The 13,888-nt window shown below is 43.8% G+C and carries 12 protein-coding genes; all 12 read left to right on the top strand.

Annotated features, from left to right (window positions below; genetic code table 11):
- The first annotated feature begins 93 nt into the window (after positions 1-93).
- The 12 genes from rpoD (at position 94) to DWW33_RS11575 (ending at position 13,877) form a co-directional block, all read left to right on the top strand.
- Positions 94-1,206 carry an RNA polymerase sigma factor RpoD gene (gene rpoD, locus DWW33_RS11520; RefSeq protein ID WP_117698098.1) on the top strand — a complete coding sequence of 371 codons (1,113 nt, stop codon included), beginning with the start codon at positions 94-96 and terminating at the stop codon, positions 1,204-1,206.
- A 3-nt stretch (positions 1,207-1,209) separates the two neighbouring features.
- Complete coding sequence (locus tag DWW33_RS11525) at positions 1,210-2,004, top strand: tRNA (adenine(22)-N(1))-methyltransferase (RefSeq protein ID WP_118639572.1); 795 nt, start codon at positions 1,210-1,212, stop codon at positions 2,002-2,004.
- Complete coding sequence (locus DWW33_RS11530) at positions 2,001-2,786, top strand: Nif3-like dinuclear metal center hexameric protein (protein WP_118639573.1); 786 nt, start codon at positions 2,001-2,003, stop codon at positions 2,784-2,786. The genes DWW33_RS11525 and DWW33_RS11530 overlap by 4 nt, the downstream gene beginning before the upstream one ends.
- Positions 2,787-2,814: 28 nt before the next feature.
- The gene (locus DWW33_RS11535; protein ID WP_118639574.1) at positions 2,815-4,509 is read left to right on the top strand and encodes a nucleoside kinase; all 1,695 of its coding nucleotides are present in this window, start codon (positions 2,815-2,817) and stop codon (positions 4,507-4,509) included.
- A 223-nt stretch (positions 4,510-4,732) separates the two neighbouring features.
- The gene (locus tag DWW33_RS11540) at positions 4,733-6,427 is read left to right on the top strand and encodes a GspE/PulE family protein (protein ID WP_117841990.1); all 1,695 of its coding nucleotides are present in this window, start codon (positions 4,733-4,735) and stop codon (positions 6,425-6,427) included.
- A 20-nt stretch (positions 6,428-6,447) separates the two neighbouring features.
- Positions 6,448-7,506 (top strand): type IV pilus twitching motility protein PilT, encoded by a 1,059-nt coding sequence (locus DWW33_RS11545; RefSeq protein WP_117841989.1) that lies wholly within the window; start codon positions 6,448-6,450, stop codon positions 7,504-7,506.
- Between the two features lie 118 nt (positions 7,507-7,624).
- The gene (locus tag DWW33_RS11550) at positions 7,625-8,839 is read left to right on the top strand and encodes a type II secretion system F family protein (protein WP_118639575.1); all 1,215 of its coding nucleotides are present in this window, start codon (positions 7,625-7,627) and stop codon (positions 8,837-8,839) included.
- Between the two features lie 77 nt (positions 8,840-8,916).
- Positions 8,917-9,387 carry a type II secretion system protein gene (locus DWW33_RS11555; protein WP_118639576.1) on the top strand — a complete coding sequence of 157 codons (471 nt, stop codon included), beginning with the start codon at positions 8,917-8,919 and terminating at the stop codon, positions 9,385-9,387.
- A 31-nt stretch (positions 9,388-9,418) separates the two neighbouring features.
- Positions 9,419-10,177, top strand: a complete 759-nt coding sequence (locus tag DWW33_RS11560) for a prepilin peptidase (protein WP_330408291.1) — start codon at positions 9,419-9,421, stop codon at positions 10,175-10,177.
- Positions 10,178-10,254: 77 nt separating this feature from the next.
- On the top strand, positions 10,255-11,958 hold the full coding sequence (locus tag DWW33_RS11565) for a pilus assembly protein PilM (RefSeq protein WP_117841987.1): 1,704 nt from the start codon (positions 10,255-10,257) through the stop codon (positions 11,956-11,958).
- Entirely contained in the window at positions 11,951-12,718 is a 768-nt protein-coding gene (locus tag DWW33_RS11570) for a hypothetical protein (protein ID WP_118639577.1), read from the top strand. The genes DWW33_RS11565 and DWW33_RS11570 overlap by 8 nt, the downstream gene beginning before the upstream one ends.
- A 55-nt stretch (positions 12,719-12,773) precedes the next feature.
- Positions 12,774-13,877 carry a type II secretion system protein gene (locus tag DWW33_RS11575; protein WP_118639578.1) on the top strand — a complete coding sequence of 368 codons (1,104 nt, stop codon included), beginning with the start codon at positions 12,774-12,776 and terminating at the stop codon, positions 13,875-13,877.
- Positions 13,878-13,888 lie beyond the last annotated feature (11 nt).

Consider the following 13,888-nt stretch of genomic DNA (forward strand, 5'->3'; position numbering starts at 1 on the left):
AGGATGAACAAGAAAATGGATGAAAAGATGGAAAAGACTACAAAAAAGACAACAAAAGCTGCAAAAAGTGCTCCGGCAGCAAAAGACGAAAAGATGAGCATTGAGGAGAAAAAAGCAAAATTGCAGGAAAAACTCCAGGAACTCCTTGCACTGGCAAAGAAGAAAAAGAACAGCCTTGAGTATCAGGAAATCAGCGAGTTCTTCAAGGACATGGAACTGGATGCAGATGAGTTTGAGAAAATCTTAGACTTCCTTGAGACCAATAACATTGATGTGCTTCGAATCATGGATGATGACGATATCGATGACGATATCATCTTAGATGACGAAGACGAGGTAGAGGTAGAAAAGATTGATTTATCGGTACCGGACGGCGTATCCATTGAGGATCCGGTCCGTATGTATTTAAAGGAAATCGGTAAAGTACCTCTTTTAAGTGCAGAAGAAGAAATCGAGCTGGCAAAGAGAATGGAATTAGGAGACCAGGAAGCAAAGAAACGTCTGGCAGAAGCCAACCTTCGTCTGGTGGTAAGTATTGCAAAACGTTATGTAGGACGTGGTATGTTATTCTTAGACCTGATTCAGGAAGGTAACTTAGGTCTGATTAAAGCCGTTGAGAAATTCGATTACCGGAAAGGCTATAAGTTCTCTACCTATGCAACATGGTGGATTCGTCAGGCAATCACAAGAGCCATTGCAGACCAGGCAAGAACCATCCGTATCCCGGTTCATATGGTTGAGACAATCAACAAACTGATCCGCGTTTCCAGACAGTTACTGCAGGAGTTGGGACGTGAACCGACCCCGGAAGAGATTGCAGCAGAAATGAATATGCCGGTAGACCGTGTACGTGAAATCTTAAAGATTTCCCAGGAGCCGGTTTCTTTAGAGACCCCGATTGGTGAAGAGGAAGATTCCCATTTAGGAGACTTCATTCAGGATGATAATGTACCGGTACCTGCTGATGCAGCAGCATTTACCCTGTTAAAAGAGCAGTTGGAGGAAGTGCTTGGAACACTGACCGAGCGGGAGCAGAAGGTATTAACCCTTCGTTTTGGTCTGGAAGATGGACGTGCCCGTACACTGGAAGAAGTTGGAAAAGAATTCAATGTAACCAGGGAGCGTATCCGTCAGATTGAAGCAAAGGCACTCCGTAAACTGCGTCATCCAAGCAGAAGCCGCAAATTAAAGGACTATCTGGAGTAATATATGAATAAACTTTCAAAAAGAATGCAGGCAGTTGCAGCATTGGTTCAGAATACCACCTGCCTTGCAGATGTAGGATGTGACCATGGTTATGTTCCGATTTATCTGATTCAGTCAGAATGTATTGGGCATGCCATTGCAATGGATGTGAACCGGGGTCCGCTTCTTCGGGCAGAGGAGCATATCCGGGAAGTTCATTTAGAAGATTACATAGAAACCAGATTGTCCGATGGACTTACGGCACTGGCTCCATCCGAAGCCGATGGCGTGGTAATCGCTGGAATGGGTGGAGCGTTGACGAAACGGATTCTTGCAGAGCATCCGGAAGTCTGGAAGAAGATGAATAATCTTGTGTTACAGCCACAGTCTGAAATAGAAGAGGTACGCCGTTATATTTATGCGGAAGGCTTTCACATTGAAGAAGAAGATATGGTGGAAGAAGAAGGCAAATATTACGTGATGTTAAGATGTGTACCGGGAAAAGCAGCACCGTTGACGGATGTTGCTTTTCGTTATGGTGGATATTTATTACAGACAAAAAATGAAATATTAAAACAATATTTAATAAAACAAAGACAGCAGTTCTCGGAAATCTTAAAGAAACTTGAAATCCAGAAGCTTATGCCGGAGCAGACTGTATTGCAGAAACCAGAATTGCTGCAACAATCTGCAACGCAACAGGATGAATTGCAGCAGAAAGAAGATGGCAGTACAAGACGCTTTGAACGGCAGAAAGAACTGGAAGAGAAACTTGCAATGATAGAAGAAGCAGAGCGTATCATGGGAGAAAATATATGAAGTGTGAACAGATACGGGAAATATTAGAGACACTTGCTCCTGTAGCAATGGCCTGTGAATGGGATAATCCGGGATTTCAGGTCTGCAGATGGGAGAAAGAGATAAACAGTATCTATCTGGCGGTGGATGCAACCGATGAAGTAATTGCGGAAGCAAAAGAACTTAAGGCTGATATGATACTGACGCATCATCCGTTAATCTTTGGTGGAATCAAAAATGTTCTTACCAGTGATTTTATCGGCAGAAGAATTTATGGACTGGCACAGCAGGATATGGTTTACTGTGCGATGCATACGAATTTTGATATCTGCGTCATGGCGGACCTTGCAGCAGATTACATGGAACTAATGGAGACAGAACCATTGGAAGTAACCGGGGAGTGGCAGGGAAAATCCTGTGGTATCGGTAAAGTAGGAATGCTGCCGCAGCAGATAAGCCTTGAGGATTGCGGCAGGATTGTAAGAAGCCGGTTTCAGACAGAAGCGGTAAAAGTATTTGGTGATACCAGCCGCATGGTACAGCGTGCAGCAATTTGCCCCGGCTCCGGAAAGAGTGAAGTGGATGAAGCGATTGCAAAGGGTGCCCAGGTGTTGATAACGGGAGATATTGACCACCATACGGGAATCGACGCAGCAGCCCGAGGCTTAAGTATCTTAGATGCAGGACATTATGGATTGGAGCATATTTTTGTAACCTATATGGCAGAATATTTCAAGGAAAAATTACCGGAACTGAATATATACAGCCAGAAGTTACAATCTCCGTTTTCCTATATTGTATAAATAGTAATCAAAGAAATGGGGGACTACTATGGGAGAAATTAAATGTAGAATTAATATTCATGGAAATGTAAGGGAGTATGTGCCGGAAACCACATACAAGCAGCTTGCCAAGGAATATCAGAAACAGTTTCCTGATGATATTGTCCTGGTGCTGGTGAACAACCGCCTGCGGGAGCTGCGTGAGAAGGTAGAATCGGGAAATCTTACCTTTATTACAACAGCAGACAAGGATGGCAGGAAAGCATACCGGAGAAGTACGGCGCTACTGATGCAGAAGGCAGTGCATAATCTTTATGGGGAAGAAAAGATTACGGTCCGCATCATGCATTCCATTGCCCAGGGATATTATTGCGAACTGAAGCGGAATGAGGAAAAGAACGGAACATCAGAGCAGGCAGAATGGGTAGCTGTCGATGAACAGATGTTAAGGGATTTAAAGCAGGAGATGCAGCGTCTGGTAGTAGCCGATTTTCCGATTGAAAAGCACAGTCTGCCGACGGCAGATGCAGTAGAACTCTTCCGGAGACTGGGAATGACCGATAAAGAAAGACTGTTCCGCTACCGGAGAAGCTCAAGAGTCAATATTTATGAGCTGGATCATTACAAAGATTATTTCTATGGATATATGGTACCGTCTACCGGTTATCTGAAATATTTTGACCTGACATTATATAAAGAAGGTTTTATGCTGCTCTTTCCGGGAAAAGATACCAGGACGGTGGATGTTTTTGTCCCATCGGATAAACTGTACCTGACACTGGAAGAAGCGTCAGAGTGGGGACATACCATGGGAGTAGGAACCATAGGAGCTTTGAATGATGCAGTTTCTGCCGGCAGAATACAGGAAATAATTCTGATACAGGAAGCCCTGATGGAACAGAAAATAGGACAGCTGGCAGAGCAGATTAAAGAGGGACATCATAAGAAATTCATTATGATAGCAGGTCCGTCCTCTTCCGGGAAGACAACGTTTTCCCACAGGCTGTCCATACAGCTTGCCGCCCATGGCATGAAACCGCATCCGGTTCCGCTGGATGATTTTTATGTAGACCGGGATAAGACACCGAAAGATGCAGATGGAAAACTGGATTTCGAATGCCTGGAGGCATTGGATATTGACCGTTTTAATAATGATATGACAAGTCTTTTAAATGGAGATGCAACGGAACTGCCGGTATTTAATTTTAAAACCGGAAAACGGGAAGCAAAAGGCAGAATGATGCAGCTTGGAGAGGAAGATGTACTTGTTATTGAAGGCATCCATGGACTGAATGACAGGCTTTCCTACTCTCTGCCGCAGGAAAGCAAATTCCGTATTTATATCAGTGCGCTGACCCAGCTGGATATTGATGAACATAACTGCCTGCCGACGACAGATGGCAGACTGATCCGGAGAATTGTAAGGGATGCAAGAACCAGGGCTACATCAGCGAGGGAGACCATTGCCATGTGGGATTCGGTAAGGCGGGGAGAAGAAAAGAATATCTTCCCATTTCAGGAAGGTGCCGATGTAATGTTTAATTCAGCTTTAATTTATGAGCTTGCTGTGCTGAAACAGTATGCAGAGCCATTGTTGTTTGCAATTGAACGGGACTGCCCGGAATATCTTGAAGCGAAGCGGCTGCTGAAGTTCTTAGATTATTTCCTTCCGGTACCGGCAGATAATATCAATAACAATTCGATTATCCGTGAGTTTATCGGTGGAAGCTGTTTTAATGTCTGATATAGAAGCTATATGAGGGATAGACCGTGTTTCTTGTACAAAAGAGACATTTGTCTATCCCTGAATTTTACTTAAAAACACAAAAAAATAGACAAAAATTACGAAAAAAAGCGAATAAAAATAGAAATTTTGTTGAAAAGCATATAAAGAATGGCTATAATAAAATAATGATGATTTTTGTCACATCATGATATGTGAAGAATGATTTGGAGAGTGGCAGAGAATGGAAAGCAGACAGAAGAAACGTCTGGGGGATATGCTGATTGAGGAACAGATTATTACAGATGAGCAGCTCTCAGATGCATTAGAGAAGAAAAAGGGGACTACAAAGCGGCTGGGTGAGGTTCTGGTAGAGCTGGGTTATACCAATGAGACGGATATTGCCAAGGCACTGTCAAGCCAGCTTGGACTGGAAATAGTCTCGCTTAGTGGAATACAGATAGAAGAAAATGTGCTAAAGCTGGTGGACGTGGCAGTTCTGAGAAAATATGTCATGGTACCAATTGGCTTTTCACCGAATAATATGAATGAAGTCCGTGTGGCAATGGCCGACCCGATGGATATGCGTGGAATTGATGATTTTTCTATTATTACTAATCTGCAGGTCGCACCGGTAATTGCCACAACCCATGATATTATGCTTACCCTTGACCGTTTCTATGGAAGCAGTGAAGCAAGGAAGGTGGCTGAGGCATATGCACTGGAGCGCCGGCAGGAAGAGCAGAGGGAACAGGAGAAGGAGAATGATGAAGATATTGCAAATTCCCCGATTGTCCTTCTGGTAAATGCCATGATTGAGCAGGCAGCAAGACAGCGTGCCAGTGATATACATATAGAAGCATTGGAAAGCCGTGTAAGAATCCGCTACAGGATTGATGGTGTGTTATATGAGAAGGCGAGCTACGACATCCGGCTTCTGAATGCAATTACAGCACGTATCAAGATTATTGGCGGCATGGATATATCAGAAAAAAGAAAACCACAGGATGGACGAATTACCCTTGTGGTAGATCGTGTGGAATATGATATCCGTGTATCAATCCTGCCAACGGTTTATGGAGAGAAGTGTGTACTTCGTCTTGCACAGAAGAAAGCACTGACCAAGGATAAGAGGGAACTTGGATTTACCCCGGGGGAGCTGGAAAGCTTTGATCGTATGTTAAAGCATCCGAATGGAATCCTTTTGGTAACAGGACCAACCGGAAGTGGTAAATCAACGACGCTTTACACAGCACTTTCTGAACTGAATACAGAGGATATTAATATTATCACAGTAGAAGACCCGGTAGAGGCGAATCTGGACGGCGTCAATCAGGTACAGGTAAATGCCAAAGCGGATATGACCTTTGCATCTGCACTGCGTTCAATCCTGCGACAGGATCCGGATATTATCATGATTGGAGAGATCCGAGACGAAGAAACTGCAGAGATTGCGGTACAGGCTTCTATTACTGGACATCTGGTAGTAAGTACCCTGCATACCAACAGTGCGGCAGGAACCATTACCCGAATGTTAAATATGGGCGTAGAGGGATACCTCCTTGCGGATTCCGTAATTGGTGTAATTGCCCAGCGTCTGGTGCGGAGACTCTGTCCGAACTGTAAACAGCCGCATAAGCCGACAGAATACGAACGCAAGCTTCTGAATCTGGATGATTTGGATGAGACGATGATTTTTGAAGCAAAGGGCTGCCCGATGTGTGCCAATACAGGATATAAGGGCAGAATCGGTGTCTATGAGATGATGGAAATCAGCACGGAAATGAAAGACGCTATAGCAAAAGATGCTTCCACTGCCGAAATCAAACATCTGGCAGTAGAAAATGGAATGGAAACTCTTGCAGCGGGAGCCAGACGTAAAGTTTTAGAAGGAATTACTTCTGTGTCAGAGCTGGTGGGAGTATCTGCTGAGGATTAAGGAGAACTGGGGATTTTACAATGAACAGAATAGAAATGTTTTTGCGGGAAGGAAATGAAAAAGGGGCATCCGATATCCATCTTGCACCGGGAAGCCCGGTGATGTTCCGGATTGATGGAGAACTGGTTCCCGCATCAGATGAGAAGATAAAACCATTTGAAATAGAAGAAATGATAGAACCGCTGTTGACGGAAGAGCAGAAGGCAGAGCTGAAGGAAAATGGAGAACTGGATTTTGCGTATTCTATCGCAGGCTTTCACAGGGTGCGTTTTAATGTGTTCCGTCAGAGAGGTACTTATGCGGTAGCACTCCGTATACTCTCGTTTGAGATACCGGAAGCAAAGCGGCTTGGTATTCCACCATCTGTGGTTGACCTGACCAACCGCAAGCGTGGGCTGGTATTGGTAACAGGACCGACCGGAAGTGGTAAATCTACCACACTGGCGTCTTTGATACATATTATTTCTGAAACATATGCTAAGACAATTATTACACTGGAAGACCCGATTGAGTATTTGCATCCTCACAGCAAGTCAATTGTATTGCAGAGGGAAATCGGTTATGACAGTAAGAGTTATGCGTCAGCACTTCGCGCCGCATTGCGTGAAGACCCGGATGTAATTCTGGTGGGGGAGATGCGTGACCTGGAAACAATCAGTATTGCGATTACGGCGGCAGAAACCGGACATCTGGTATTTTCAACCCTGCATACCAACAGTGCAGCAGCAACCATTGACCGTGTCATTGACGTGTTTCCACCGCATCAGCAGCAGCAGACCAGGATACAGCTGTCAGGTGTTATTGAAGGAATTATCGCCCAGCAGCTTCTTCCAAAGGAAGGCGGCGGACGTGTGGCGGCTTACGAGGTCATGCTTGCCACTCCGGCAATCCGTAACCTGATACGTGAAGGAAAGAGCTTCCAGATACAGTCTATGATACAGACCAGCAAGAAGCTTGGCATGCAGGCAATGGATGATGCCATTTATGACCTTTATATGCAGAATAAGATATCCGCAGAAGATGCCGTAAGCTTCGCACAGGAGCCGGCAGTTATGCAGCAGAAGGTAACGCTATTCTAAACTGCGGAGCATCTGCAGGGAACTGTTAACAGCAGCTTCCGTGGATACCGTAGAATGAGAAAAATGGTTAACAAATTTGAAATTTAACCGATAAATATACTGTAAGGGGGATGAGAAGGTGCCCAGTTATTCATATATAGCAGTGGATGCCATGGGAAAAGAGAAGAAGGCAACCATTGATGCAGAAAATCAGGACAAGGCAGCAGCCCGGCTTAAGAAAAACGGACTTACTTTAATATCCATAAAGGAAGTCGGAATGTTGGAAAAGGATATTAAATTAAGCTTTGGGCGGAAAGTAAAACCAAGGGATTTAAGCGTGTTCTGCCGGCAGTTTGTCAGTATGATAGAAGCCGGGGTTACGGTAATTGATGCCCTTGGAATGTTAGAGGAACAGACGGAAAATAAGAGGCTTTCCGCTGCACTTCATGAAGTACGTACCGAAGTGGAAAAAGGACAGACACTATCCGAAGCTATGGGACATCAGGGAGAGATTTTCCCGGAAATGCTAGTGAATATGGTGGCGGCAGGAGAGACCTCCGGTAATATCGAGCTTTCCTTCAGCCGTATGGCAGTGCAGTTTGATAAGACGGCAAAACTGTCCGGCTTAATGAAAAAATCACTGGCTTATCCGGTGGTACTGCTGATTGTGGCAGTATTAATCGTCATTCTGATGGTAGTAAAGGTAATACCGGGATATGCAGCAACCTTTGAGCAGGCAGGCATGCAGCTGCCGGGCATCACCCGGGCAATGATGAGCATGAGCCATGTAATTACAAAATTCTGGTATCTTTTCGTGGGAGGAATCCTGCTGATTGTGCTTGGTATCCGGGAATGGCGCAAGACAGAGAGCGGAAAGCTGTTCTTTGGCAAAATAGCCATGAAGCTTCCAATGTTTGGTAAGTTAAACATAAAGACATATTCTTCACAGTTTGCCCGTACATTAAGTACTTTAATGTATGCAGGAATTCCGTTGATTCATGGAATTGATGCAGTTACCAAACTGATGAAGAATCGTCATTTCCAGCTGCAATTGCAGTCGGCAAGAGAGGAAGTGGCAAAGGGCGTTCCGTTATCAGAACCGCTGCGGAAGGGCGGACTGTTCCCGCCTATGGTAATCCACATGCTTTCTATCGGTGAGGAAACCGGTGATATTGAGGGCATGTTAGACAAGCTGGCAGATTATTATGATGAAGAGGTTGAGATGACTACCCAGACGGTTATGGCGGCAATGGAACCAATGATTATCGTAGTTATGGCAATTATCGTAGTCATTCTGATTGCAGCAATTTATGCACCGATGCTTTCGATGTACAACCAGCTCGGCAACATGTAAAACGAATTAAGGTTCCGTAATAGGGGCGGAATTTTAAGATAAAATATTTATATTTATACAAGAAGGAGAATAGCATTATGAACAAGATTAGAAACAGAAAGAACAACAAAGGCTTTTCATTAGTTGAGTTAATCATCGTTATTGCCATCATGGCAATCTTAGCAGGAATCTTAATTCCTCAGTTTGTTAAGTACATCAGCAGCTCCAAAGTATCCGGAGATATCCAGCAGGCAGAGAATATCTACAATGCAGTAGCAGCTCAGTATGCAGATTCCCAGGGAACAGCACCGACAGGTATGAGTTATAATGGAAAAATGTATGAAGTAACACCAGATGTTGCAGAGGCATTAGAAATGGGAAAAGCAGCACCTGTATGTAAAGTAGATTCTAGCTACAAATTTGCTTATAGCTGTAGCGATAAGGGTGAAGTTGCCGTATATCTGACAAAAGAAGCGCTTCCTACTACAGGAAAAACTTATGCAGCTGATAAAGATACCAAGATTTCTCCATCCATTGAAGGAGCGGATAAAACTAAGTGGAAAAAATAATCCGCTGAGCTAAGAAAGGACACTACATACCATGACACCAATGCCTGCACTCATCACAGTATTTATTTTCATATATGGAATTGTCATCGGAAGCTTCTTAAATGTCTGTATCTACCGGATACCGCAGAAAGAAGATATCGTCCGGGAGAGTTCCCACTGTATGAGCTGCGGGCACCGGTTGAAATGGTATGATTTAGTGCCGCTGTTCAGTTATCTTTTCTTAAAAGGAAAATGCCGTTACTGTGGTTCGAAGCTGTCAAAGCAGTACCCTATCGTCGAAGCACTCAATGGAATCCTTTATGTAGTTGTATTTTATGCAACAGATTTTAGCTGGGACAGTATTTTATACTGCCTTATGACTTCTGCGTTAATCGTACTTAGTGTGATAGATTACCGCACCTATGAGATTCCTTTTGGAATCAATGTGTTCCTGTTTGTACTGGGGGTTATCCGGTGCGTATTTGGAAAAGGGGACAGAGGAACCTTGATGATTGGTTTCTTTGCAGTAAGCTTGTTCTTGCTGTTATTATCACTTCTTACCAGAGGAGCAGCAATCGGTGGTGGAGACATCAAGCTGATGGCGGCTGCCGGGCTGCTTCTCGGATGGAAGTTGATTATTCTTGCATTTGTGATGGGATGTATTGCGGGTTCTGTGGTGCATCTGTTCCGGATGAAGGTCTGTGGTGCCGGCAGAATGCTGGCGCTGGGTCCATATTTATCGGTCGGGATATTTATTGCCGCCCTGTGGGGGAATGGGATGATAGACTGGTATCTGGGACTTTTTATGTAGAAAAGAGTGATTATAAGTGGAAAGTGTATGAAGCATAGGTATGCTTTCCAGTTATAATCACGAAAGGTGAGTGAAGGATGAAGATATTAAGTATAGAAATAGGTGTTGATGTAACCCATGTATTGGAGATGGATTACCGGGTGAAGAATCCGAAAGTATATCGAAGCTTTAGCTTTCAGACTCCGGTAGGTGTAATTGGAGAAGCCGGTGTGCGTAAGAGTGAGGAATTCCGCACAGCCTTACATAAGCTTCTGGATGCAAATAAGATTAAGACACGGAAAACTTTATTCGTAGTTAATTCCGGTAAGATAGCAAGCCGTGAAGTGCTGATTCCGATGATAAAAGAAAACCGTATCAAGGATTTCCTGAATACAAATTCAGCAGATTTCTTCCCGGTAGATTTATCCCGGTACCAGCTGGTATACCGGAATGAAGGTGTGGTACAGCAGGACACGGTAAAGAAGAGAAAATTATATGTATTTGCTGTGCCGGGAGATCTGGTACAGTCTTATGAAGAGCTGGCAGATTTCTGCTCCCTGGAACTTACAGCACTTGATTATGTGGGAAACAGTATTTTCCAGATGATACATAAAGCGGTAGGAAATAATATCTGCTGTTCTGTAAAATTAGACAATAATGCAACCATGATTACGATTATCAATCAGGGAATGGTTGTATTACAAAGAACAGTATTTTATGGCTTTGAAGAAGTAGAGAAGGTTGTAGTGGATTCCGGTCTTTTCCCGAAGGAACAGTATCCGGCAGCGATGGATATATTACAGCAGACAGACTGTCTGGATACAAACCAGGCGGCACCGGAAGATGCCATGAATGCCATGCGGGCAGAAGCGGTAGAAGCACTGCGTCCGATGATTGGCAATATCCGGCGTGTATTAGATTATTATCAGTCCAGAAATAATGGGGCAGAAGTAAAAGAGTGTTTCCTGATTGGTAACGGAGCTTATATCAAGGGACTGGACAGGCTGATGTCCATGGAATTGAATCTTCCGGTACATTTACAGGAAAAAGATGTTTTAAACGGTTTCCGTACATCCGGAGGCAGATTTGATGCCATGTATGAAGCCTGCTATGGAGCAGCAATACAGCCATTAGACTTTGTGTTTGGTTCGGCACAGACTGCAAAGATTATAGAAGAGAAGAAAAAACGCGAATTGCTTGCGGCAAAGCTGATTGGTCTGCTTTGCGTGGCATGTGCTGTGATATTGCTGGCATTATCCGGAGTACAGAGGATTGCATTATCCCACGAACTGAATACTCTGAATAAGCAGAAGGATGAACTGGAATATATACAGGATATTTATAATGCATATGTGGATACCAAGAGCCAGTATGATGATGTGACAAAAATGAATGGCAAGACAGAGACAGTCAGTGATGCACTGGCAGATGCCATTGAAGAAATGGAAGAAAAATTCCCATCCGGTGTAAAGGTAACAAGCCTTACCAGTAATGGAGAGGGAATTTCCATGGACATTGAAGTATCTACAAAGGAAGAAGCAGCAAAGATTTTGCAGAATCTTGCAACCTTCGATGCTTTCCGCAGTGTAACGACCAACGGAATTACAGAATCCACAGATGAGAACGGTAAAATTACGGTAACATTTTCAGTGATGTGTACCTATGTAAATGGTACAGCAGATGATTCCATTGATACCGAGACCACACCGGAAGAAGATGTCGAGACCTATATGAATGGTGACCAGTATATTTATCCGGATATGGAAGGCAGTACCGAAAGTGGGGAGGCAGACAATGAATAAGGAAAATAAGAAAGTAAACGACAGGGAATTAAAACTGATATTTGTATTAGGCGGCATAGTATTATTTTTCTTAATCTACCAGTTTGGATATCTGAATGTCCAGAAGGCAAATAAAAATTTAAAGAGCCAGGTAGATGAGGTGCGTGGAGAAGTAAAGGTTATGCAGACCATGAAGCAGAACGAAGAGACTTATAAGGCATATACAGATTCCATGACACAGGAAATGCAGGAGGTAATGGATGCAATTCCATCAGAGATCCGTTCGGAGGATAAGATTATGTTTGCCAGAAGTCTTGAAAAAGAGTATGGCTTTCATGTTACCGGCGTAGGTCTCCAGACGGACGAAATGGTTTATGAAATGAATGAAGATGGAAGCAATCCGGCAGATGATGGCAAATTGTTATATCGTACCGTGGTAAGTCTTGACTGTGAATGTGATTATACACAGCTTAAGAACTGTCTGCGTGGATTAAAGAAGAATAATTTCAAGATGTCTGTGGATACAGCAAGCTTCGAGCCGGATGAAGAAACCGGGAAGCTGAAAGGAAATATGACGGTAAATATGTATTATCTCTACGGAAGTGATAAACCATATGAACCATTAACCATTGATGGGGTATCCTTAGGAACAGATAATATCTTTGGAACGGGAACGATTACTCCGGCAGCTCCATCGGATGCCACAGGTACGGAAGATACCACAGGAACAACAGGTACCACAGGAACAACAGGTACCACAGGAACGGATACCAGGCGGTAAGAAAAGCCGGACAGTATAGAAGAAAATGTGAAAAGCAGAAAGGAGCAGAGATGGTATGAGCGGTTATAATGGCAGAAAATTAAATCATAAATTAAATTGTAGTTTAAATAACCGGGGATTTTCACTGGTGGAAATTCTGATTGCAGTAGCGATTCTCGTACTGTGTGCAGTTCCTTTACTGAAAGCATTTGTAACATCTGCCCAGACCAATGCCAGGGCAAGACAGAATTTAAATGCGACTACGCTGGCTGAAAATATTATGGAAGAAATAAAAGCAGCAGGTGTTGAAGGCTATGGTGTGAAATCGGGAGACACGGTTACGATAGATGGTGTGGATCTTCCGGTTTATGAGGCTGAGTATAGCAATTACAGCTTTGATGGCAGGGCATATGATGTTAAGGCAGTAATGACACCATCGCAGGAGACCTATCTGGATGGTACGGATGAAAAAGCATATAATGCACAGGGTATCCCGGAGATTTCTGTTATGGATGACAGCCGGGATGCTGTTTATGTAGAGGACAAGAATGCAAGATTTGACATAATAGATGAAAATGCGGATTCGCTGGGCATGAAGGCGGAAGAACTGCTGAATGCATGCAGAACGGAATACCGCTTTGCAGTAAAGGAAAATCACGGCAGATATACCGTTACCCAGACGGTAACATACAGTGATGCTTCCGGAAATACAATCGGAACACCCCAGACCCTGACCATATTTGATTCGGTGCTGACCGGAGCAGATCTCAGAAGTCTTTATGTGTGCTATATTCCGGCACTTCGAACAGCCGGTGATATGTACAGAACGCAGGAGAAGGTGGTAATCGAAAACAGACAGGATATTCCGGTTGATGTATATCTTATCCGTCAGGGCTCGCAGGATACACCACTTGCAGTCAGTATTATAGAAAGTGCTCCATCAACAGTGGCAGCAACACAGATTCATACAAATCTTTCTGTAGATGATAAGACAGACATCGGCAGTATAGAACGAAATGGAAGCAGTATTACAGCAGCTACAGCTAAAAGCGCCTTTGGTTTTCAGAAGATGGGCGAGGCTGCAAAGGCAGATGCAGCCAGACTTTATACAGTAGAAGTAACCGTTAAACCGGTAGATTCGGAAAAATCAATTACCTTAACAGGAACGGCAATGAAGTAAGGCGGGAAAAC

The organism is Roseburia sp. AF15-21 (assembly GCF_003479505.1).
GTDB classification, from domain to species: Bacteria; Bacillota; Clostridia; order Lachnospirales; family Lachnospiraceae; genus Roseburia_C; species Roseburia_C amylophila.